This is a genomic window from Mesorhizobium sp. 1M-11, assembly GCF_001303895.1.
GTDB lineage: Bacteria > Pseudomonadota > Alphaproteobacteria > Rhizobiales > Rhizobiaceae > Mesorhizobium.
This window is the reverse complement of record NZ_LJSD01000051.1, coordinates 95,000-116,590: the sequence shown is the minus strand read 5'-3', so window position 1 is coordinate 116,590 and position 21,591 is coordinate 95,000. Positions and strand designations below refer to the sequence as shown.

The window sequence follows — 21,591 nt, the reverse complement described above, 5'->3', positions numbered from 1 at the left end:
TCAAGGGGGCACTCCGCCGCCTCCATCATCCGAACAAATGCGAGCAGCGCCGGCGGAGCCTCTGTCGACAAGGCGAGTTGTACTGTTGCGCCCGCTTCAACGCAAAACTGGGAAGCTTGGACAGCGAGGCTCGGCCAGCCGATCCCGGTATGAATGCATTCAGGAGCCTGCCGGCACCTGGAAAGTCTGGGACAACGCTCTCGACCAGGCGGCAGAGCTGGACGGACGCAAGCTGGTCAACCTGTCCCTGTTTCGCGCCGAAGCAGCATGCGCGATGTTGAACAGGATCCACCTCGGCACTCGTTTCTGACAGGCCGCCGGACGCCTTTCTACTTCTGGTGTTTCTTTGCCCGGCGTTCGTCCGCAGGAGGCTTGATGCAATTGGCTGGATGCATCGTTTGACGCATCCACGCAAACACCCGGAGTCTTGCTTGTCGGCCCGCCCCGTGTGTGGTTTGCTGAGAGCACTCGGGCGAAGCGAGGGGGCATCGATGCAGGAGCTTTCCGGCCCTGATGTCATGGAATGGCTTGGCGTTCGGTACAGGGTGATCCTGCCCGTTTCCGAAACGGCAGGTGCCGTCTCCATTGTCGACAGTCTCAGTCCCGCCGGGAGCGGACCTCCCCGCCATGTGCATGAACGCGAGGACGAGACCTTCATCCTGATGAGCGGCGCGTGCGAATTCTGGCTGGAAGGGCAGAGCTTCACGAAGAAGGCGGGCGAGACCGCTTTCATGTCGCGCGGTCGCGAGCACACCTTCCGTGTCCTCGGCGACGAACCCTGCCGCCATTTCGTCATACTAAGCCCCGGCGGGTTCGAGGCCTTCTTCGCGGATATGGCAAAGGGCCGTTTCCGCATTCCGCAGGACATGGACCAGATCGCCGCTTCAGCCGCGCGCCGCGGCCTGCGTTTCACCGGTCCGCCACTCGGCGGCTGAGGCATTGTCCTTGTTGTCGCTTAGCGACACCAGCCGGCCATCAGAGCCGAACTCGGCCCGGGCGAAGAAACCGACGCTGGCGCTTGAGGCCACGATCTCGCGCACGGCCCGGCGCCCTTCGGCTTCGATCGTTGGATCAGATCGACGCGCATTTCAGTGGCCCGAGCCGCCAGCGCTGCCGCGAGACGAGGTTCGCCATTCTATTATTGGAAGCCTTGCCCGCAAAAAGGACATGGTGTCCAACGAAGATGGGCGCCATGGCACTTGGCGTTGCAATCGGGGTCGGCGTCGGTGCCGTCATCGGCACGGCCATGGACAACCTCCCCCTTGGGATCGCCATCGGGATTTCGATTGGCGCCGCCGGTGGGTTCATGGTCCAGCGGAAATAGCTGGATAGCTCCGACTGTGCTGCCTGTTTCTTGCGCTTGCCTGTCGAAGCGTGACGAACAGGCGTTGGATCTTACGGCTTGCTGCAACGGGCCGGCCTTTCACCGACTGCCAGTTAGCCCCTGAGCTTCGCATGCCGTTGCCGCCATCGACGACGAAGCACTATCAGCTTGCAGGTCCGTCCTTGATGACAACCACCGGCCTGCCGTCAGATCCAATCCTGACTGCGATCTTGCCCTCAACAGGCTTTGGCGCTGCGGCGACGTTGGTGGGCGCGATCTCTCCTCTCCGGTCTGAGGAGAGCAGTTCCTTGCCCTTTGCCGTTTTCAGGCGTTCTTGCTGATCAAACCAGAAAAGGACCATCGGAATCTCCTATCAACCAGCGACTATAGTTGAAAGGAAGTGGAAGGAAACTCTCTTGCCTTGGGTGGCCGTTTTGACCCGTAGGGATCAAAACCAATGTTGGTTCATCCGCTTCAAGAAATCGGTATCTATCGGATACCCGGACGCATCGCCGATGACTGAATCGATACTGCACTTCGGGCAAAGTGCAGTATTGGCACCATCAACCCACTCGGTGATAGCGTCAGGGCCGTATATCTCCATACAGTAGAAGCAGCCGCATTTTTGGCTGGCTTCGATCTCCTGTCGATGGCAGATGCTGTGCTTGTGGGCCTCAATAGTGTCCATGGCGATCACGCGACCTTCCGCTTCCTGGCCTCGCGTGCGGCGATGGCTGCCTCCAGCTTAGCCTTTTCCTCGGTTCTTTTCAGCGATCTGGATCGGCTTAAGCCTGCCGTCATAGCCGAACTTGGCCCGGGTGACGAAGCCGACGCCTCCCGCAGGCAACCGTCAACCTTACGCTAACGGTAAATACCGACAGCCGATTGAATCCTTCGTATAATGGCGGCTAGTATTCGCATTGCTCGGTTGATGGATAATTCAAGCGATATGTACTTTTTTCTACAACAGCACTTTCTTTAACCTTCTGCGCTGCATTGCAGGGCTCCGACCCTGTTGCTGATTTCAAGAGAGCCGATCCAGCACTGAACGCGGCGTTCAAGCAACAACCAGGAACATGACGATGCCAGCATTCAAGGCGAGATATCTACTGCTCGCGCTTCTCCCATTGGCCGCAGCAGGTTGCGTCAGCGCAGAAGATCAACGCGCGGCGGATCAGAACAAGTGCTCTTCCTTTGGCTTCGAGCCGGGGACTGACGCCTTCGCGAACTGCATGATGAAACAAAACGCTCAACGCGATGAAGACGACCAGAGATATCTCGACCGTCTCCACGACCGGGAACAACGCGAGAAAGACCGCAAGGCCGCCCGCCGCAACAATGACGACGCCATCGACACCCGCCCAAGCTACGACAGGGACGGCAATCCAAACTTTGACACCCAAGGCAACTACCAGGGGTGCAACGGCGTAGGCTGCGCAGTCGACAATCCAGACGACAGCTAACCTCGTCCGTCCGCCGCTCCTGGTTCTGTAGATCAGCCGGACGTCACGGGTGTGTCGAAAGGGCGATGGGACGAGCGAGGTCCACCCATACCGGCAAAGCCAGGCAGACGAAAGCACGTTCGGGCGGAGGGAACTTTATGCCGCGTTCCGCCGCCTTGCCGCACGCGACACCTGCTGCATGTCCCGCATCCTCGTGCCTCTGGTCTCACTGTCCCGACTGCGCTTGCAACCCGGCGTAGATCGTTGCGCCAGCGACCAGGATCACAATCATCCGGCCCACCCATATCAGAAGCGGAGGGAAAGGCATTCTGCCCATGATCGCGATGGCGGCGGAGGAGATCGCGGTCGTGAAAACCACAAGGAAGAGCGGGAAACTCATGCCACTCTCCTCCACCTTGCCGCGCGCCGCTCATTCCGCTCTCTCCTCCAAGGGAATGCAGCTGGAGGCTTGCTGTTCTTAAGCCGGCAAAGGCGCGCCAAGTCCCTCAACTCGGCAAGCTCATCGCCAGGTCCCAGAACGCCTTGACCAGCTTGCCGCTGGAACGTTCGCGCAGGCAGATCAGGGCTTCGTCCATCAGCACTTCGGGCGCGTCGATCTGGATCGGCTTGAGCCTGCCGTCATAGCCGAACTCGGCGCGGGTGACGAAGCCGACGCCGGCGCCGGAGGCCACGATCTCGCGCACCGCCTCGCGGCCTTCGGCCTCGATCGCGGGTTTGATGTCGACGCGCATCTCGGCGGCCATGGCCTCCAGCTTGAAGCGGGTTTTCGAGCCGCGTTCGCGCAGCACCAGCGGGTGCGTGACGATGTCGGCCAGGGACAGCCGCTTGGCGCTGGCCAGCGGGTGGTTGTGGGCGACGAAGGCGATGATCGGCGATGAATTGAGCTTCAGGATCTGGAAGTCGGAGCTTTCCGGGATCTCGCCCAGCACGCCCATATCCGCCTCATAGGCGTAGAGCCCGGCGATCACCGTTTCGGTGTTGCCGGCGCGCAGCGACACCTGCACGCCCGGATATTTCGCCCGGAAGGCCGCCAGCACGTGCAGCAGGTGGTGCGCGGCATCCGCGATGATGCGCAGCGTGCCGGCGCGCAGCGCGCGCGACTCCGAAAGCAGGTCGCTGGCCTGCTGCTCGTTGTCGAACATGCGGTGCGTCATTTCGAGCAGTCTTTCCCCCTGAGCGGTCAGCGTCACCTGCTTCTTGTGGCGGTTGAAGAGCAGCACGTCATACTCTTCCTCCAGCTTGCGCACCTGGTCGGAAATCGCCGGCTGGGTCAGGAACAGGGTCTCGGCGGCGCGCGAGAAGCCGCCGCAGACGGCTACATAGTGGAAGGCCCGCAACTGCACGTATCGCATCGCATTCATCCATAAGATCAGCCGATCCAACCATAGAAACTAACGAATTGACTTATGTAAAGGCCCGGCCGATCTTTTTTGAGCCACGGGATGCCGGCCATGCATTTTTCACTTCTCCTGCTTCATCTCGCCGGCGCGACCCTGCTGCTGCTCTATGCCGTGCATATGGTGCGCACCGGCATGGAGCGCGCCTATGCCGGGCTGCTGCGGCGGCTGTTCGGCGAAGCGAAAGGCGGCATAATCCGCGCCGTTGCCGGCGGTGCCGCGATGGCGGTGATGCTGCAGAGCTCGACGGCGGTGGCGATGATCGCCTGCGGCTTCGTCGCCAGCGGCCTGCTCGCCGTGCCGGTGGGGCTCGCGCTGCTGCTCGGCGCCGATTTCGGCTCGGCGCTGGTCGTGCGAATCCTGTCCTTCGACCTCGGCTGGCTGGTCCCGGTCTGCCTGGCTGTCGGCGGCATCATGCATCTGAAGCTCTCCGGCGAGAGGCTGCGCGAAACCGGGCGCATGGTGCTGGGCATCGGCTTCATCCTTTTGTCGCTGCGGTTCATCGGCGAGGCGACGGGGCCGCTGCGCCACGCCGCCCTGTTGCCGGCGATCTCGGGCTATCTCGCCGGCGACGCCATGATGGCCGTGCTGCTCGGCGCGCTCTTCACCTGGCTGATACACTCCAGCGTGGCGGCGATCCTGATGATCTCGGCTTTCGCCGCCCAGGGCGTCATTCCGCTGGAGGCGGGCGTGCCGCTGATCCTCGGCGCCAATATCGGCAGCGGGCTGATCGCCTTCTGGCTGTCGCGCTCCATGGACAGGGCAGCGCAGCGTCTGCCGCTCGGCAACCTGCTGTTTCGTACAGTTGCCGCCGTGATCGCGCTCATCGCCATCGAAACCTTCGGCGTGCCCGCCTTGATGCGCGGGCTGGATCCGGCGACGGCGCTGGTCGATTTCCATCTGGCCTTCAATGCCGTGCTGGCCCTGGCCTGCCTGCCTTTTGTCAAGCCGGTGGCCCGGCTGGCGACGCGCATCACGCAGGAGCCGGAGGGCGAGACCGCCCGCCAGCGGCTCAGTGCGCTCGACCGTTCGGTCATCGCCACCCCGACGCTGGCGCTGGCCAGCGCGACACGCGAACTTTTGCGCATGGGCGAGCTTGTCGAGCAGATGTTCCGGCCGGTCATGGACATGTTCCGCTCAGGAACGTCCGATCAGATCGCCGGCCTGCGCGGCCTCGACGACGAGATCAACGACACCCACACCGGCATCAAGCTCTACATCGCCGAGGTCAATCGCGGTCAGCTGACCGCCGACGAGGCGCGCCGCGGCATCGAGCTCACCGACGTCGCCATCAATTTCGAGTATGCCGGCGACATCGTCGCCAAGAACCTTCTGGCCCTGGCCTCCGAGCGGGCCGAGAAGGCGCTGCAGTTCTCCGCCGAGGGTTTGCACGAGCTCGACGAATTGCACGCGCGCGTGGTGGAAAACATGCAGCTGGCGCTGAATGTGCTGATCTCCAACGACGTCGCCTCCGCGCGCCAGCTTGTCGCCGAGAAGGAGCACATCCGCGCCATGCAGCGCGCGAGCCACGAGCGTCACCTCAGCCGGCTGCAGTCGGGCAAGATCGAAAGCATCGAAACCAGCGACATTCACCTCGAAGCCGTGCGCGCCTTCAAGGAGATCAACTCGCTGCTGGTCGCCACCGCCTATCCGCTGCTGACCCGCACCGGCGACCTCGCCAGCAGCCGTCTGGTGCGGGTGGGGTGAGGGGGTTGGCCGCCGGCTTTGATTATCGGAGCTGGAGCGGTGCGACTGCTATCTCCTCCGCAAGGGGGGGAGATACCAGCGCCGCGCTTGTTCGCTGCGCTGGCGTTCAATTTACACAATCCCATCCACCTAAGACGATCCCCTTTCTGAAGGCGCGGCGCCTCTATCTCCCCCCTTGCGGGGGAGAAAGGATTTTCACGATCTTAGCGAGCACGCCCGCAGGGCGGCGCAGTCTAAGTCGTAGAAAATCCAAGAGAGGGGATCTTCAGCTGAGGGGTTTCATAGGTGGGAGCCTTCTTCCGCTCTCCGAAGCAGGGTGTTTTGAGAGCAGATCGCCAGCGTTGTGCGGGCAAATCCCCTCTCTTGCGATTTCTGGCACTTAGCCTGCGCCGCCCTGCGGGCGTGCTCGTCTAAGATGCTGAAATCGCTTTCTCCCCCGCAAGGGGGAAGATAGAGGCGCTTTCCGCGGGAATGAAATCCATAAACTCCACTTATACTCGAATACAAAATAACGATTTTGCAGATATCTCGCTCTCTGCAACAATCCTCACATGGAAGCGCAATAGCATGAGCGCCGTGGAGGACAGTCGATGCGAGTTTCACCCGTGGAAGGTTTCGATCCGCCGGCCCTGGGCGAGCCTTATCTGCTGACGCCGGGACCGCTCACCACCTCCTACGCCGTCAAGCAGGCGATGCTGCGCGACTGGGGGTCGTGGGACGGCGATTTTCGGGCGATGACGGCGGAGCTGCGCCGGCGCCTGCTGGCGCTGATCGGTGACACGAAATCCGAATATGACTGCGTGCCGATCCAGGGCTCCGGCTCCTTCTGTGTCGAAGCGATGCTCGGCTCCTTCGTGCCGAAGGACGGCAAGGTGCTGGTGCTGGCCAACGGCGCCTACGGCCTGCGCGCCGCCCAGACCATGCAATATCTCGGCCGTGCCTTCACGCTGATCGACAAGGGCGACTACCTGCCGCCGCGCGGCGACGAGGTGGGTGCGGCTCTCGATGCCGATCCTGCTATTACCCATGTTCTCGCCATCCATTGCGAGACGAGTTCCGGCATCCTCAACCCGGTCGCCGAGATCTCCGAGGCGACCTATGCCAGGGGCCGCAAGCTGCTGGTCGATTCCATGAGCGCTTTCGGCGCCATCCCGCTCGAAGTCGGCAGGATCCGCTACGAGGCGATGGTCTCCTCGGCCAACAAATGCATCGAGGGCGTGCCGGGCTTCGGTTTCGTCATCGCCAGGAAGAGCGAACTGGAAAAGGCCAAGGGCAACAGCCACTCGCTGTCGCTGGACATCCATGCGCAATGGGCTGCGATGGAAAAGACCGGCCAGTGGCGCTTCACTCCGCCCACCCATGTCGTGGCCGCCTTCCTCGAAGCCCTGCGCATGCATGAGGCGGAAGGCGGCGTCGCCGCGCGCGGCGCCCGCTACATGCAGAACCGCAACGTCATGGTCGAAGGCATGCGCAACCTCGGCTTCGAGACCTTGCTCTCCGACCGCTGGCTGTCGCCGATCATCGTCACCTTCTTCTGTCCGGCCGACGGCAATTTTGTCTTCGAACGCTTCTACGAGCTGATGAAGGACAAGGGCTTCATCATCTATCCCGGCAAGCTGACGGTGGTCGATTCCTTCCGGGTCGGCTGCATCGGCCGGATGGACGAACATGTCATGCGCCGCGTCGTCGAGGCCGCCCGTCAGTCGCTGGCCGAAATGGGCGTCGCGAGCGCGGCACCACCCCAGGCAGCCTTGGCCGAACGCGCCAAGCTCGCCGCCTGAACCTGATCAAAAGGAACCCCCGATGAACCAGATGTCCCCCGTCACCGTGTCGGCCAATGGCCGCGACTATGCCTGGCCACGGGTGCCGGCCATCGCCATCTGCCTGGACGGCTGCGAGCCCGCCTATCTCGACGAGGCGATCAAGGCCGGGCTGATGCCGGCGCTGGAGCGGATCAAGGAGAGGGGCACCGTGCGCACCGCGCATTCGGTGATCCCGTCCTTCACCAACCCCAACAACCTCTCGATCGCCACCGGCCGTCCGCCCGCCGTGCACGGCATCTGCGGCAACTACCTCTACAACCCGGAAACGGGCGAGGAGGTGATGATGAACGATCCGAAGTTCCTGCGCGCCCCGACCGTGTTCAAGGCCTTCTACGATGCCGGCGCCAAGGTGGCGGTGGTGACGGCCAAGGACAAGCTGCGCGCGCTGCTCGGCCATGGCCTCGCCTATGGCGACAACCGCGCGATCTGCTTCTCCTCCGAGAAGTCGGACACCACCACCAAGGCTGCCAACGGCATCGACAATGCCTCGGCCTGGCTCGGCCGCCCGGTGCCGGAAGTCTATTCCGCCGAGCTGTCGGAATTCGTCTTCGCCGCCGGCGTCAAGCTGCTCAAGGAGTTCCGGCCGGACGTCATGTACCTGACCACCACCGACTACGTGCAGCACAAATACGCGCCGGGCGTGAAGCAGGCCAACGACTTCTACGCCATGTTCGACCGCTATCTCGCAGAGCTCGACGCGCTGGGTGCGGCCATCGTCGTCACCGCCGACCATGGCATGAAGCCCAAGCATCATGCCGACGGCACGCCCAATGTCGTCTATGTCCAGGACCTGCTCGACGAATGGCTGGGCAAGGACGCCGCCCGCGTCATCCTGCCGATCACCGATCCCTATGTGGTGCACCACGGCGCGCTGGGTTCCTTCGCCACCGCCTACCTGCCGAAGGGCGCCGATCGCGCCGACATCATGGCGCGGCTTGCCAGGGTCGAGGGCATCACCGTGGTGCTCGGCCGCGAGGAAGGCTGCGCCCGCTTCGAACTGCCCGAGGACCGCATGGGCGACATCATCATGGTCTCCGGCGAAAACAAGACCATCGGCACCTCGGAGCACCGCCACGATCTGGCAGCGCTCGACGAGCCGCTGCGTTCGCATGGCGGCCTCACCGAGCAGGCGGTTCCCTTCATCACCAACCGGGTGCTTCCCAACCAGCCCGAGGCGCCCACGCTGCGCAATTTCGACGCCTTCTACTACGCGGTGATGGCAGCCGCGTTGCCGGGGTGAACGGGCAGGGGAAGTGGAGCAGTCGCATATGGCAAGAACCCCCTCTCCGTCTCACCCTGCGGGTGAGCCACCTCTCCCCCGCCTTCGGCAGGGGCGAGGAACCACTGTCGGAACGCCGGCGCTTTTCCAGCTTGGGTTCCTCGCCCCCGCAAAGCGGGGGAGAGGTGGCTCGGGCAAAGCCCGAGACGGAGAGGGGGCTATAGCGCCTGCCCTTCTCATTCCGGAGCGCCAGTAAGCCAAACCCCACACGTGTTTTCCCGCTCCATGAGCGGCAAGGAGCCCTTCCATGACCAAGGCTGAAACCTCGATCAAAGTCCGCCATGAGCCGATGCGCATCGCTGGCAAAAAGGTCGATGCCGACGATGTCGTCGAGGTGCGTTACCCCTGGGACGACACGGTGGCCGGCACGGTTCCGGCCGGCAATGCCACGCATGCCAGGGAAGCCTTCGCGATCGCCGCCGGCTACACCTCCAAGCTGACGCGATACGAGCGCCAGAAGATCCTGCTTAAGACCGCCGAGCTGCTCAACGCCCGCAAGGAGGAGATCTCCGACCTGGTCACGCTGGAGCTCGGCATCTCCAAGCAGGATTCGCTCTACGAGGTCGGCCGCGCCTATGACGTGTTCACGCTGGCCGGCCAGATGGCGATCCAGGATGACGGCCAGATCTTCTCCTGCGATCTCACCCCGCACGGCAAGCAGCGCAAGATCTTCACGCTGCGCGAGCCGCTGAAGGCGATCTCGGCGATCACGCCGTTCAACCACCCGCTCAACATGGTGGCGCACAAGGTGGCGCCGGCGATCGCCACCAACAACTGCGTCGTCGTCAAGCCGACCGAACTGACGCCGATGACCGCCCTCGTACTGGCCGACATCCTCTATGAGGCCGGCCTGCCGCCGCAGATGCTGTCGGTCGTCACCGGCTGGCCGAAGGACATCGGCGACGAGATGATCACCAATCCCAACATCGAGCTGATCACCTTCACCGGCGGCGTGCCGGTCGGCAAGATGATCGCAGCGAAGGCGGGCTACCGGCGCCAGGTGCTGGAGCTCGGCGGCAACGATCCGCTGATCATCCTCAACGATCTTTCCGACGACGATCTCGCCAAGGCGGCCGATCTGGCCGTCGCCGGCGCCACCAAGAATTCCGGCCAGCGCTGCACGGCGGTGAAGCGCATCCTGGTGCAGGAGAAGGTGGCCGACCGTTTCGTGCCCATGGTGCTGGAACGCGCCAAAAAGATCGTGTTCGGCGACCCGATGGACCTCGCCACGCAGCTCGGCACCGTCGTGCATGAGAAGGCCGCCGCGCTGTTCGAACGCCGGGTCCACATGGCGGCGGAGCAGGGCGCGGACGTGCTCTACAATCCTGGCCGCAAGGGTGCGCTGTTGCCGCCGATCGTGGTCGACCGCGTGCCGCATCAATCCGAACTGGTGATGGAAGAGACCTTCGGTCCGATCGTGCCGATCATCCGCGCGCCCGATGACGATGACGCGCTGATCGCCCTGTCCAACTCCACCGCCTTCGGACTGTCCTCGGGTGTCTGCACCAATGATTTCCGCCGCATGCAGAAATACATCTCCGGCCTGCAGGTCGGCACCGTCAACATCTGGGAGGTGCCGGGCTACCGCATCGAGATGAGCCCGTTCGGCGGCATCAAGGACAGCGGCAACGGCTACAAGGAAGGCGTCATCGAGGCGATGAAATCCTTCACCAACGTCAAGACCTTCTCACTGCCCTGGTAGCCACCACTCGATGCCCTGATGAAGCGGGCGTGCCTTGCGGCCGCCTCTCGTCCTCAACCTTTCAAAGGACAGTGCAATGCCATCCCAACTTCCAAGCCAGGCCAGGGTCGTCATCATCGGCGGCGGCGTTGTCGGCTGTTCGGTCGCCTATCATCTGACGAAATTGGGTTGGTCCGATGTCGTCCTGCTGGAGCAGGGCCAGTTGAGTGGCGGCACCACCTGGCACGCAGCCGGGTTGGTCGGCCAGTTGCGCAGCCAGTCCAGCATGACCACACTGGTCCGCTACTCGACCGAGCTATACGGCCGGCTGGAAGCGGAAACCGGCCTGGCGACGGGCTGGAAGAATTGCGGCTCGATCAGCGTTGCGCGCACGCAGGACCGTATGACGCAGCTGAAGCGCACCGCGGCGTCGGCGCGGGCGCAAGGCGTTGCCGTCGAGGTCATCACGCCCGAGGAGGCCGGAAACCTCTGGCCCGTCATGGCGATCGACGATCTTGTCGGTGCCGTCTGGCTGCCGGGTGATGGCAAGGCCAATCCAACCGACCTCACCCAGTCGCTGGCCAAGGGCGCCCGCATGGGAGGCGCCAGGATCGTCGAGCGCGTGAGGGTCACCGGCATCAGGACGAAAAACGGCCGCGCGACCGGCGTGTCGACCAACCAGGGAGACATCGCCGCCGAGATCGTCGTCAACTGCGCGGGCCAATGGGCACGCAAGATCGGCCTGATGTGCGGCGTCTCGGTGCCGCTGCACTCGGCTGAGCATATGTACATCGTCACCGGCCGAATCGAAGGAGTGCACCCGGACCTTCCGGTCATGCGCGACCCCGACGGCTATATATATTTCAAGGAGGAAGTTGGCGGGCTGGTCATGGGTGGTTTCGAACCGCAAGCCAAGCCCTGGGGCATGGATGGCATTCCCGACGATTTCGAATTCGCGCTTCTGCCCGACGACTGGGACCAGTTCGAGATCCTGATGGAGAATGCGCTGGTTCGCGTGCCGCAGATGGCCGAGAGCGAGGTCAGGAAATTCTACAACGGACCAGAGAGTTTTACGCCCGACAACAACTTCATCCTCGGCGAAGCACCGGAACTGAAGAACTTCTTCGTAGGCGCCGGGTTCAACTCGATGGGCATCGCCAGCGCCGGCGGCGCCGGAAAGGCGCTGGCGGAATGGATCGTCCAGGGCGAGCCGACGATGGACCTCTGGCCGGTCGACATCCGCCGCTTCGCTTCGTTCAACAACAATCCGCGTTTCCTGCACGATCGGGTCAAGGAAACGCTCGGCCTCCACTATGCGATGCCGTGGCCGAACCGGGAGCTCGACCTTGCGCGTCCGCTGCGGCGTTCACCGCTCTACGAGATCCTCAAAGCCAAGGGCGCGGTGTTCGGCTCCAAGATGGGCTGGGAACGGGTCAACTGGTTCGCGAGTGCCGGTGAGACGGCTGCCACCGAATACAGTTTCGGCCGGCAGAACTGGCATGAAGCCGTAGGCCGCGAGATGAAGGCGACGCGCGAGGCCGTCGCGGTCTTCGATCAGACCTCCTTCGCCAAGATACTGGTGCAGGGGCGCGATGCCTGCGCGGTCCTGAACCGCTTGTGCGGGGCCGATATCGATGTCGCGGTAGGACGCAGCGTCTATACCGGCATGTTCAATGCGAGGGGTGGCTATGAGAGTGACCTGACCGTCTTGCGTTTGGCCGATGACCGGTTTCTCGTCGTCACCGGGTCGGCGCAGCCCGTCCGCGACTTCGACTGGATCAGCAGCAACATACCCGACGGGGCTCATGCCGTGCTGACCGACGTCACCTCGTCTTACGCCATACTGGGCCTGATGGGCCCCAATGCCCGGACGATCCTGTCGCGCATCAGTTCGGCGGATCTTTGCGAAGCGGCTTTTCCGTTCGCGACCCACCGCCAGATCGATGTGGGCTACGGCGTCTGCATAGCCAACCGCATGACCTATGTCGGCGAACTCGGCTGGGAGCTGATCGTGCCGACCGAGCTCGCGGTCGGCGTCTATGAAGCCCTGTTCCGCGCGGGCGACGATCTCGGCCTGGTCGACGCCGGATATTATGCCCTCGAAGCGCTTCGGCTCGAGAAGGGCTATCGCGCCTGGAGCCGCGAGCTTACGCCGGACATCAATCCATGGCAGGCCGGTCTGGGTTTCGCTGTCGATCTCGCCAAGGCTTCAGGCTTCATAGGCAAGGAGGCCATCGTCGCGGCAAAGGAACAGCCGGTGACAAAGCGTGTCGTCCAGTTCACGCTCGAAGACAGCGCGCCGATGCTTTGGGGCGGCGAGTTGATCCTGCGTGATGGCAAGCCGGTGGGCGAACTGCGTTCGGCCGCCTACGGCCATAGCCTTGGCCGGTCGGTGGCGCTGGGTCATGTCGAAAGTGCCAATGGCGTGGACAAGGCGTTTCTCACAACGGGCGATTTCGAGATCGATCTCGCCGGTGTCCGCTATCGTGCCCATGTCCATCTGAAGCCGGCTTACGATCCCAAGGGCCATAAGATCAGGCCGCCGGCGATGATGGAAAAAGTTGCCTGAAAATGACGATGGTGGCGCGCACGCCCACCATATGGCTTCGGCGAGGCGTTGAGAGCGGGACATGACGATCGTCCATACCGAAGGCGAATCCAACAAGGCGCCGGCTCGCAGGGATTGGGACGCGCGCCAGGAGCATGCGCCGTCGCGCGACCTGCTGAAGCGCGATGCCGATGCCTTCCTGCACCAGTCGCTATCCAGCCCCTGCGTGTCGACCATTGCCAAGGCCGAGGGCATCTGGATCGAGGATCTGGCCGGCCGGCGCTACATGGATTTCCACGGCAACAGCGTCCACCATATCGGCTATGCACATCCGCGCCTGATCGCCGCCATCAAGCAGCAGCTCGACGAGCTGTCCTTCGCGCCACGCCGCTTCGCCAACGAGCCGGCTGTCGAGCTTGCCGAGAAGCTCGGCCAACTGGCGCCGGCGGACCTCTCGAAAGTGCTGTTCACCACCGGCGGGTCGGACGCCATCGAGGTGGCGCTGAAGATCGCGCGCGCCGCCACCGGCCGTTTCAAGACCTTGTCCTTCTGGGATGCCTTCCACGGCGCCGGGTTCGGCGCGGCCAGTGTCGGCGGCGAGGCGACCTTCCGTTCGCAGATCGCCGGGCCGTTGATGACCGGCGCCGAGCACGTCGCGCCCTGGGCCAGCCGCAACTGCGCCTACGGCCATGACAGCCTCGAGGCCTCGGCCCGCGCCTGCGCCGGCATGATCTCCTATGTGCTCGGCCGCGAGGGTGACTTCGCCGCCGTCGTCGCCGAGCCGATGCGCGCGACGCCGCTGGTGCCGGCGCCCGGTTTCTGGAAGGCGGTGCGCGAGGCCTGCAACCGGCACGGCACGCTGTTGATCTTCGACGAGATCCCGACCGGGTTGGCCAAGACCGGCAAGTTCTTCTCGCACCAGCATGACGACGTCACGCCCGACATATTGGTGCTGGGCAAGGCACTGGGCGGCGGCGTGCTGCCGATCGCCTCGGTCATCGCGCGGCGCGCGCTCGACGTCGCCGGCGATTTCGCCATCGGCCACTACACCCATGAGAAGAACCCGGTGACGGCGCGCGCCGCGCTCACCACCATCGCCATCATCGAGGAAGAGGGGCTGGCCGGGCGCGCCGCCGAACTTGGCACCTACGCCATGGGGCGGCTTGCCGAACTGATCGGCCGTTCGCCGCATGTCGGCGAAGTGCGCGGCCGTGGCCTGATGATGGGCGTCGAACTGGTCGAGGACCGCGACAGCTACAGGCCGGCGCGGGAGCTCGCGGAGCGCGTCTACTACCGCTGCCTGGAGGAGGGGCTGAGCTTCAAGGTCAGCGCCGGCAACGTGCTGACCCTGTCGCCGCCGCTGGTCATCGATCGCACCGATCTCGACCGCGCGCTGGCCATCGTCGAGCGGGCCGTACTGGCGGGATAGGCGGCAAGAACAAGCAGGAAGACGGGAGACGACAGTGGCGCAGTATGATCTGGCGGTGGTCGGGGCCGGCATCGTGGGGCTCGCCCATGCGCTCGCGGCGGTACGGCGCGGGCTGCGTGTCGTGGTCATCGACCGCGACGTCCAGGCGAATGGCGCCTCGATCCGCAATTTCGGGCTGGTCGTGGTCAGCGGGCAGGAGCCGGGCATCTCGCGTCTGCGCGCCGAACGCAGCCGCGCCATCTGGCTGGACCTTGCCGGGCAGGCCGGGCTCGACGTCCTGCATCGCGGCAAGCTTGTCGTCGCCCGCCGGCCCGAGGCGCTTGCCGTTCTGCAGGCCTTCGCCGCGACCCCGGACGGTGCTGAATGCGGGCTGCTGTCGCCGGCGGAAGTCGTCGCCCGGCTGCCAGCCTTGCACGGCGCCGAAATAGCCGGCGGTCTCTACAGCCCGTTTGAACTGCGTGTCGAGTCACGCGAGGTCTTGCCGAAACTGACCGCCTTCCTGGCCGAGCAACTGGGTGTCGAATTCCGCTTCGGCGTGGCCGTCAGCGCGATCGAACCCGGCAAGGTGGTGACCAGCGCCGGACCGGTCCATGCCGCCAAGGTGGCGGTGTGCCCGGGCGACGACCTGACCAGCCTCTTTCCGGAACGGATCGGGCAATACGGCGTGCGCCGCTGCAAGCTGCAGATGCTGCGCCTGGCCGATCCCGGTTTCCGGCTGGATGCAGCCCTGGTCTCCGACCTCAGCCTGCTGCGCTATGAAGGTTACGCGGCGCTGCCCGAGGCGGCGGCGCTCAGGCGCCGGCTCGAAGGCGAGCAGGCCGGCGAGCTGGCCAACGGCGTGCATCTCATCGTCACCCAGAGCGCCGACGGCTCGCTGGTCATCGGCGATTCCCACCACTACGGCCCGACGCCCGACCCCTTCGCTTCCGACGCGGTCGACCGGCTGATCCTTGGTGAATACGCCCGGCTGTTTCCGCAAGCCGCGCCGGTGGTGACCGCGCGCTGGACCGGCACCTACTCCTCCGCCACCCACGCCGCCTTCCGCGACGCCCCGCATGAGGATGTGCGGCTGGTCATGGTCACCTCCGGCACCGGCGCCAGCACCGGCTTCGCGCTGGGTGAGGAGACGGTGGCGGAGTTGTTTGGGTGAGCGAGGCCGATAGGCGGTGATCCGCCCTTGCGGAGGCCCGGCGCCTCTATCTCCCCCCTTGCGGGGGAGAAAGGATTTTCACGATCTTAGACGAGCACGCCCTTTAGGGCGGCGCAGGCTAAGTCGTAGAAAATCCAAGAGAGGGGATTTTCATCTGAGGGCTTCATAAGCGAGTGCCCTTCTTCTGCATCTCCGAAGCAGGGCGTTTTGAGAGCAGATTGCCGACGTTGTGCCGGCAAATCCCCTCTCTTGCGATTTCTAGCACTTAGCTGTGCCGCCCTGCGGGCGTGCTCGCTAAGATGCTGAAATCGCTTTCTCCCCCGCAAGGGGGGAGATACCAGCGCTGCGTTCCTCTCAACACTGCACCTTCCGCGGCTTGCCACTTTCGGAAGACGCCAGCAGCGCCTCGATCAGCCGATGCACCTTCAGCGCCTCGCGGCCGCTGACTTTCGGCTCCCGCCCTGTCGCGACGGCGTCGAGGAAATCGCTCAGCACCGCGCGGTGGTGCTGGTGGGAAAACGCCATCGGATCGGCGCCGGTGCCGCCGCCGGGCGCTTCGTCCTCGAGCTGGTATTCGCTGCCGTCATGGAAGGCGGCCGACAGTCTCGTGCCTTCCAGCCGTGCCATGCCCTTGGTGCCGATGATGTCGATGGCGTCGGGATGGCCGGGATAGGCCGCGGTGGTGGCGGTGACGGAGCCGATGGCGCCATTGTCGAAACGCATGGCGCCGGCCACCAGATCCTCGGTCTCCATGCGGTGCACCGGGCTCGTCACCGCGTAGGCCGTCACTTCGTCCGGCGCGCCGGCCACCGCGATCAAAAGGTCCAGCGTGTGGATCGCCTGGGTCAAGAGCACGCCGCCGCCGTCGCGTGCCTTGGTGCCGCGCCCGGGCTGGTCGTAATAGTCTTGCGGCCGCCAGTTGTTCAGGCGCGCGGACGCGCTGACCACCGTGCCCAGCCGGCCGCTGCTGACCATCTCGGCCAGTGCCGCCCCGGTCGGCCGGAACCGATGCTGCAGCACCATGCCGAGCTTCACCTTCGCTTCCTCCGCCGCCGCCACCAGCGCCTCGGCGCGCCCGAGGCTGGTTTCCAGCGGTTTTTCGAGCAGGATGTGCTTGCCGCTTGCGGCCGCGCGCCGCACCAGGTCGAGATGCGTGTTGGGCGGCGTCAGGATGAGGACGGCGTCGATGCCGCGGTCGTCGAAGATCGCAGCGGGGTCGTCGCCAACAGGCAGGCCGTAGCTTTTCGCGAAAGCCTCGCGGCGCGCCGGCGTCGGGCTGTAGGCAGCGACCACCTCGACACGGTCGGCAAGGTCGAGCAGGCTTCTGGCATGCGGCGCCGATGCCATGCCAAGGCCGATCATGCCGAGGCGCAGCCGGCTCATCGGCCAGCCTCGGCCGGAATGCCAAAGGTCTCGAAACTGCGCATGATGCCGCGCAGCTCCGCCAGACCCTTCAGGCGGCCGATGCAGGAATAGCCGGGATTCACCTTCTTGCCGATGTCGTCGACGATGGCGTGGCCGTGGTCGGGCCGCATCGGGATCTGCCAGTCGGCGCGCCCTTCCGCCTTGCGCCGCGCTTCCTCCCGCATCAGCGCCGCCACCAGGCGCACCATGTTGGTGTCGCCTTCGAGGTGCTCGGCTTCGTGGAAGGATCCGTCTGGCTCCTTCGTCACATTGCGCAGATGCGCGAAGTGGATGTCGGGGGCGAACTCGCCGGCCATGGCGACAAGATCGTTGGCGGGGTTGGCGCCATAGGATCCGGCGCACAGCGTCAGCCCATTCGACGGCGAGCGGCAGGCGTCGAGCAGCTTGCGCGCATCGGCCGCCGTGGAAACCACCCGTGGCAGGCCGAAGATCGGGAAGGGCGGATCGTCGGGATGGATCGCCATGCGCACGCCGGCCTCTTCCGCCACCGGCACGATCTCGCGCAGGAAGGCGAAGAGATTGTCGCGGAAACCCTCCAGCGAGATGTCGCGATAGACGTCGAGCGCGCGCCGGAAGCTGTCGCGGTCGAAGATGAATTCCCGCGCCGGCACCCAGCCGATGAGGTTCTGCTCCAGCGTCGCGAGCTTGCTTTCGCTCATCCCGGCCAGGCGTTTGCGCGCGGCCTCGATGCGCTCGGGCGGATGGTCGGCCTCGGCGCCGGCGCGCTTCAGCACCTGCACGTCATAGGCGCAGAAGTCGACCGCATCGAAGCGCAGTGCCGTGCCGCCATGCGGCATGGCGAAATCGAGGTCGGTGCGCGTCCAGTCGGTAATGGCCATGAAGTTGTAGCAGATCGTGCGGATGCCGGCCTTGGCGACGGCGCGGATCGACTGCTTGTAGTTTTCGATCCAGTCGCGATAGCGGCCGGTGCGGGTCTTGATCTCTTCGTGCACGACGATGCTCTCGACCACCGGCCAGCTCAGGCCGGCCCGTCCGATCTCCTGCTTGCGTCTGGCGATCTCGTCGTCCGGCCAGACGCGGCCATCGTTCATGTGATGCAGCGCGCTGACGATGCCGGTGGCGCCGGCCTGTGTGACATGTGCGAGCGTGACCGGATCGTCGGGCCCGAACCAGCGCCAGGTCTGTTCCATTTATTCCCCCGCGAGCGTTGATAGGGCGGCGCTTATACCGGCGGCGCGAACGGTTTCGAGATGGGTGGCCACGGCCCTTTGCAGTTCCGTCCGCTCTGCCTGCTGCGAGGCGAAGCCGGCATGGGCGAACACCTGCGAGACGGTGTCGGCGGCAGACGGTGAGCCGGCAAATATCATCGTGAGCTGCGCGTCGAGCGGATCGGTGAACAGGCCTGCGTCGAGCGTGCGGCCGCGCGCCTCGCAGGCCGCGATCCAGGCGGCGATGGCCAGCGTCAGGTGATCGACCGGTGCGCCGCGCCGAAGCTGTTCGACGGCCGTCGCCACGATGCGCTGCGGCAGTTTCTGGCTGCCGTCATTGGCGATCTGCGCGGTGCGGTGCTGCAGGGCCGGATTGTCGTAACGGGCCGTCAGGCTCCCGGTATAGGTCTCTGGGTCAAGGCCGGCGTTGCCGGGCAGGGTCGGGATGGCCTCGGCCCAAAGCCCCTGCACGAAACGCCGGATCGCCGGGTCGCCGAAGGCATCCGCCACCGTCTCGTGGCCGGAAAGCAGGCCGAGATAGGCGATCGCCGAATGCGAGCCGTTGAGCAGGCGAAGCTTCATGTCCTCGAACGGGCGGACGTCCTCCACCATGGTGACGCCGAACCGCTCCCAGGCCGGCCGGCCCGCCGGAAAGCGGTCCTCGACCACCCATTGGCTGAACGGTTCGGTGCGCACCGGCCAGGCATCCGCCACGCCGAGCGCAGCGGCGACATGGGCGCGGTCGGCGTCGGTCGTCGCCGGCACGATACGGTCGACCATGCTGGATGGAAAGGCGATCGACCGTTCGATATAGGCGGCCAGCTTCTTGTCGCGGGCCTCGGTGAATTCGAACAGCAGGCGGCGCAGCGTTGCGCCATTGGCCGGCAGGTTGTCGCAGCAAAGCACGGTGAACGGCGCCGTCCCCTGCCGGCGGGCGATGGCCTCGGTGAGGAAGCCGTAGACGGTCTTCGGGCGGTCGTGGTGGGCGAGGTCCCACACGATGTCGGCATGGGCGAAGTCGAGGCCTCCCGCCGCATTGCGCAGATAGGCCTTTTCGGTGACGGTCAGCGTGACGATGCGCACCGACGGCAGGCAGAGCGCCTCCAGCAACCTTGCCGGATCCTCGGGCGCGACGAGCAGCGACAGGATCGAGCCGACAACGCGCAGCTCTTCGCCTTCGCCGCCGCGCACCGCCAGCGTGTAGAGGCCGTCCTGCGGCGCAAGGGCGTCGCGTGTGTCCGTGCTGCGCAGCGAGGCGCCGACGATGCCCCAGCCGGTTTCGCCGGCGGCCAGGCAGTCGTCGACATAGACGGCCTGGTGCGCGCGATGGAAGGCGCCGACGCCGAGGTGCACGATGCCCGGCGTTACCACCGAACGATCGTAGCGCGGGCGCCCGATATCCGCCGGCAAAGCAGCGAGCGATGCGTTGGACAAGCCCGTCACGCGACCGTTCTCTTTGTCATGGCATTCCTCCCCGAAGCCGCTGGTTCGGATTTCGCTGAAAACCCGACCATACGCAACGTCATGTCCGTTGCGTACACCGGGGTCCGGAAAGGCGCAACAAAGTTATCATACAACATGACAGTTTTTGTATGTTGACATTACTTCGTGCTGCTCCTAGCCATTAAAGCGCCGAAGGAGGAGCGGCACGGTTCCATGAGCTCGCCCGTCGCCAGTTCACTTGTCGATCCAGACTTGCTGTTTCCGGCCGAGCCGTCGGTTCGCCAGATCGCGCGCGACCTCTACGGTCTCGTCAAATCCCTTCCGATCGTCAGCCCGCACGGGCATACCGAGCCGCGCTGGTACGCGCTCAACGAGCCGTTCTCGGACCCGGCGCAGCTTCTGATCGTGCCGGACCACTATGTTTTTCGCATGCTGTTCAGCCAGGGCATCCGGCTGGAAGACCTTGGCGTGCCGACGCTCGACGGCGCACCGGTCGAGACCGACGGCCGCAGGATCTGGCGCCTGTTCGCCGAGAACTATTTTCTGTTCCGCGGCACGCCGACCCGGCTGTGGTTCGACCATGTGCTGACCGATCTCTTCGGCATCACCGAACCGCTGAGCGCGGCGAATGCCGACCGCCACTACGACACAATCGCCGATTGCCTGCGGCGCGACGAATTCCGGCCGCGTGCGCTGTTCGAGCGGTTCAACATCGAGGTGATCGCCACCACCGATGGCGCGCTGGACGATCTTGCCTGGCACCGGCAGATCCGCGACAGCGGCTGGCAGGGCCGTGTCGTATCCGCCTACCGGCCGGACGCGGTGGTGGATCCCGATTTCGAAGGTTTCGCCGGCAATCTCGACCGCCTCGGCGAGATCACCGGCTGCGACACCGGCAGTTGGGCCGGTTATCTCGATGCGCACCGCCAGCGCCGCGGCTATTTCAAGAGCTACGGCGCCACCTCGACCGATCACGGCCATGCCACGGCCGACACCGCCAATCTTTCGCCGACCGCCGCGCAGGAACTGTTCAACCGCATCCGCGCCGGTTCGACCGACGAGCGCGAGCGCCGGCTGTTCCGCGCCCAGATGCTGACCGAGATGGCGAAGATGAGCCTCGACGACGGGCTGGTGCTGCAGATCCATCCAGGTTCCTGGCGCAACCATTCGCCGGCCATGCTCAAGCGCTTCGGCCGCGACAAGGGCTTCGACATCCCGAACCGCACCGACTATGTCGCGGCGCTGAAGCCGCTGCTCGACGCTGTCGGGCTCGAACGCGACCTCACCGTCATCCTCTTCACGCTGGACGAGACCAGCTACGCGCGCGAACTGGCGCCGCTCGCCGGCGTCTATCCGGCGCTGCGGCTCGGCCCCGCCTGGTGGTTCCACGACAGCCCGGAAGGCATGCGCCGCTTCCGCGAGATGACCACCGAAAGCGCCGGCTTCTACAACACCGTCGGCTTCAACGACGACACCCGCGCCTTTCCATCCATACCGGCCCGCCACGACGTGGCGCGCCGGGTCGACTGCGCCTTTCTCGCCCGCCTCGTTTCAGAGCATCGCCTGAGGGAGGACGAGGCGCGCGAGCTGGCGCCGGAGCTGGCCTATGCGCTGGCAAAGAGGGCGTACCGACTCTAGCGAATAATAAATGGGAGGAACCAATGCTGCATTTTTCGAAACCAGAGCGTTTCCGTTTTCCACGGAAACGCGGAAACGCTCCAACGCTTTGTTCTTTTGCTTTGGCCGGTCTGGC

General features: G+C 64.9%; 18 protein-coding genes and 1 pseudogene. 11 read left to right on the top strand and 8 right to left on the bottom strand.

Annotated features, from left to right (window positions below):
• The first annotated feature begins 491 nt into the window (after positions 1-491).
• Positions 492-935 carry a cupin domain-containing protein gene (locus AO692_RS21375; RefSeq protein WP_054312067.1) on the top strand — a complete coding sequence of 148 codons (444 nt, stop codon included), beginning with the start codon at positions 492-494 and terminating at the stop codon, positions 933-935.
• Positions 936-965: 30 nt separating this feature from the next.
• On the opposite strand, the pseudogene AO692_RS33730 reads toward AO692_RS21375, so the two are convergent.
• A pseudogene (locus AO692_RS33730) lies at positions 966-1,070 on the bottom strand (LysR family transcriptional regulator); the annotation flags it as partial.
• On the opposite strand from AO692_RS33730, the gene AO692_RS33305 reads away from it, so the two are divergent.
• Positions 1,067-1,324, top strand: a complete 258-nt coding sequence (locus AO692_RS33305) for a hypothetical protein (protein WP_152979918.1) — start codon at positions 1,067-1,069, stop codon at positions 1,322-1,324. The pseudogene AO692_RS33730 and the gene AO692_RS33305 overlap by 4 nt on opposite strands.
• Positions 1,325-1,487: 163 nt before the next feature.
• Here the strand turns inward: AO692_RS33305 and AO692_RS21370 are convergent, their stop codons facing one another.
• Both AO692_RS21370 and AO692_RS21365 read right to left on the bottom strand, forming a co-directional pair.
• Positions 1,488-1,685 carry a hypothetical protein gene (locus tag AO692_RS21370; protein ID WP_054312066.1) on the bottom strand — a complete coding sequence of 66 codons (198 nt, stop codon included), beginning with the start codon at positions 1,683-1,685 and terminating at the stop codon, positions 1,488-1,490.
• Between the two features lie 87 nt (positions 1,686-1,772).
• Positions 1,773-2,012, bottom strand: coding sequence for a hypothetical protein (locus tag AO692_RS21365; RefSeq protein ID WP_054312411.1), 240 nt, complete (start codon positions 2,010-2,012; stop codon positions 1,773-1,775).
• 394 nt (positions 2,013-2,406) lie between these two features.
• Between AO692_RS21365 and AO692_RS21360 the strand changes: the two genes are divergently transcribed.
• Positions 2,407-2,787, top strand: a complete 381-nt coding sequence (locus AO692_RS21360) for a hypothetical protein (RefSeq protein ID WP_054312065.1) — start codon at positions 2,407-2,409, stop codon at positions 2,785-2,787.
• A 205-nt stretch (positions 2,788-2,992) separates the two neighbouring features.
• On the opposite strand, the gene AO692_RS33180 is transcribed toward AO692_RS21360, so the two are convergent.
• Together AO692_RS33180 and AO692_RS21355 are read right to left on the bottom strand one after the other, a co-directional pair.
• A complete protein-coding gene (locus AO692_RS33180) occupies positions 2,993-3,166 on the bottom strand; it encodes a hypothetical protein (RefSeq protein ID WP_161808099.1) in 174 nt (57 codons plus the stop codon).
• Positions 3,167-3,272: 106 nt separating this feature from the next.
• Entirely contained in the window at positions 3,273-4,139 is an 867-nt protein-coding gene (locus AO692_RS21355; RefSeq protein WP_054312064.1) for a LysR substrate-binding domain-containing protein, read from the bottom strand.
• 99 nt (positions 4,140-4,238) lie between these two features.
• Here AO692_RS21355 and AO692_RS21350 point away from each other — a divergent pair, with 99 nt between their 5' ends.
• From AO692_RS21350 to AO692_RS21320, 7 genes are all read left to right on the top strand, one after another.
• Positions 4,239-5,891 carry a Na/Pi cotransporter family protein gene (locus tag AO692_RS21350; RefSeq protein WP_054312410.1) on the top strand — a complete coding sequence of 551 codons (1,653 nt, stop codon included), beginning with the start codon at positions 4,239-4,241 and terminating at the stop codon, positions 5,889-5,891.
• Between the two features lie 590 nt (positions 5,892-6,481).
• Positions 6,482-7,672: a 2-aminoethylphosphonate--pyruvate transaminase gene (locus AO692_RS21345; RefSeq protein ID WP_054312063.1), complete on the top strand. Its 1,191-nt coding sequence runs from the start codon at positions 6,482-6,484 to the stop codon at positions 7,670-7,672.
• A gap of 22 nt (positions 7,673-7,694) precedes the next feature.
• Positions 7,695-8,954, top strand: a complete 1,260-nt coding sequence (gene phnA, locus AO692_RS21340; RefSeq protein WP_054312062.1) for a phosphonoacetate hydrolase — start codon at positions 7,695-7,697, stop codon at positions 8,952-8,954.
• Between the two features lie 286 nt (positions 8,955-9,240).
• The gene (phnY, locus tag AO692_RS21335) at positions 9,241-10,695 is read left to right on the top strand and encodes a phosphonoacetaldehyde dehydrogenase (protein ID WP_054312061.1); all 1,455 of its coding nucleotides are present in this window, start codon (positions 9,241-9,243) and stop codon (positions 10,693-10,695) included.
• A gap of 76 nt (positions 10,696-10,771) precedes the next feature.
• Positions 10,772-13,243, top strand: a complete 2,472-nt coding sequence (locus tag AO692_RS21330; RefSeq protein WP_054312060.1) for an FAD-dependent oxidoreductase — start codon at positions 10,772-10,774, stop codon at positions 13,241-13,243.
• Between the two features lie 61 nt (positions 13,244-13,304).
• Positions 13,305-14,651, top strand: a complete 1,347-nt coding sequence (locus tag AO692_RS21325) for an aspartate aminotransferase family protein (RefSeq protein ID WP_054312059.1) — start codon at positions 13,305-13,307, stop codon at positions 14,649-14,651.
• Positions 14,652-14,685: 34 nt separating this feature from the next.
• Positions 14,686-15,801 (top strand): TIGR03364 family FAD-dependent oxidoreductase, encoded by a 1,116-nt coding sequence (locus tag AO692_RS21320; protein ID WP_054312058.1) that lies wholly within the window; start codon positions 14,686-14,688, stop codon positions 15,799-15,801.
• A gap of 354 nt (positions 15,802-16,155) precedes the next feature.
• Here the strand turns inward: AO692_RS21320 and AO692_RS21315 are convergent, their stop codons facing one another.
• From AO692_RS21315 to AO692_RS21305, 3 genes are read right to left on the bottom strand one after another with little or no spacing between them, the layout of a single operon-like run.
• Positions 16,156-17,184 (bottom strand): Gfo/Idh/MocA family oxidoreductase, encoded by a 1,029-nt coding sequence (locus AO692_RS21315; protein WP_054312057.1) that lies wholly within the window; start codon positions 17,182-17,184, stop codon positions 16,156-16,158.
• A complete protein-coding gene (gene uxuA / locus AO692_RS21310) occupies positions 17,181-18,377 on the bottom strand; it encodes a mannonate dehydratase (protein ID WP_054312056.1) in 1,197 nt (398 codons plus the stop codon). Before uxuA ends, AO692_RS21315 begins: the two co-directional genes overlap by 4 nt.
• Positions 18,378-19,838, bottom strand: a complete 1,461-nt coding sequence (locus tag AO692_RS21305) for a mannitol dehydrogenase family protein (RefSeq protein WP_054312055.1) — start codon at positions 19,836-19,838, stop codon at positions 18,378-18,380. It lies immediately after the preceding gene.
• 213 nt (positions 19,839-20,051) lie between these two features.
• Between AO692_RS21305 and uxaC the strand changes: the two genes are divergently transcribed.
• The gene (uxaC, locus tag AO692_RS21300; protein WP_054312054.1) at positions 20,052-21,476 is read left to right on the top strand and encodes a glucuronate isomerase; all 1,425 of its coding nucleotides are present in this window, start codon (positions 20,052-20,054) and stop codon (positions 21,474-21,476) included.
• Positions 21,477-21,591 lie beyond the last annotated feature (115 nt).

Coding starts and splice junctions, on each gene's coding strand:
- AO692_RS21375 (WP_054312067.1), top strand. CDS start 492: ATGCAGGAGCTTTCCGGCCCTGATGTCATGGAATGGCTTGGCGTTCGG.
- AO692_RS21370 (WP_054312066.1), bottom strand. CDS start 1,685: ATGGTCCTTTTCTGGTTTGATCAGCAAGAACGCCTGAAAACGGCAAAG.
- AO692_RS21365 (WP_054312411.1), bottom strand. CDS start 2,012: ATGGACACTATTGAGGCCCACAAGCACAGCATCTGCCATCGACAGGAG.
- AO692_RS21360 (WP_054312065.1), top strand. CDS start 2,407: ATGCCAGCATTCAAGGCGAGATATCTACTGCTCGCGCTTCTCCCATTG.
- AO692_RS33180 (WP_161808099.1), bottom strand. CDS start 3,166: ATGAGTTTCCCGCTCTTCCTTGTGGTTTTCACGACCGCGATCTCCTCC.
- AO692_RS21355 (WP_054312064.1), bottom strand. CDS start 4,139: ATGCGATACGTGCAGTTGCGGGCCTTCCACTATGTAGCCGTCTGCGGC.
- AO692_RS21350 (WP_054312410.1), top strand. CDS start 4,239: ATGCATTTTTCACTTCTCCTGCTTCATCTCGCCGGCGCGACCCTGCTG.
- AO692_RS21345 (WP_054312063.1), top strand. CDS start 6,482: ATGCGAGTTTCACCCGTGGAAGGTTTCGATCCGCCGGCCCTGGGCGAG.
- phnA (WP_054312062.1), top strand. CDS start 7,695: ATGAACCAGATGTCCCCCGTCACCGTGTCGGCCAATGGCCGCGACTAT.
- phnY (WP_054312061.1), top strand. CDS start 9,241: ATGACCAAGGCTGAAACCTCGATCAAAGTCCGCCATGAGCCGATGCGC.
- AO692_RS21330 (WP_054312060.1), top strand. CDS start 10,772: ATGCCATCCCAACTTCCAAGCCAGGCCAGGGTCGTCATCATCGGCGGC.
- AO692_RS21325 (WP_054312059.1), top strand. CDS start 13,305: ATGACGATCGTCCATACCGAAGGCGAATCCAACAAGGCGCCGGCTCGC.
- AO692_RS21315 (WP_054312057.1), bottom strand. CDS start 17,184: ATGAGCCGGCTGCGCCTCGGCATGATCGGCCTTGGCATGGCATCGGCG.
- uxuA (WP_054312056.1), bottom strand. CDS start 18,377: ATGGAACAGACCTGGCGCTGGTTCGGGCCCGACGATCCGGTCACGCTC.
- uxaC (WP_054312054.1), top strand. CDS start 20,052: ATGAGCTCGCCCGTCGCCAGTTCACTTGTCGATCCAGACTTGCTGTTT.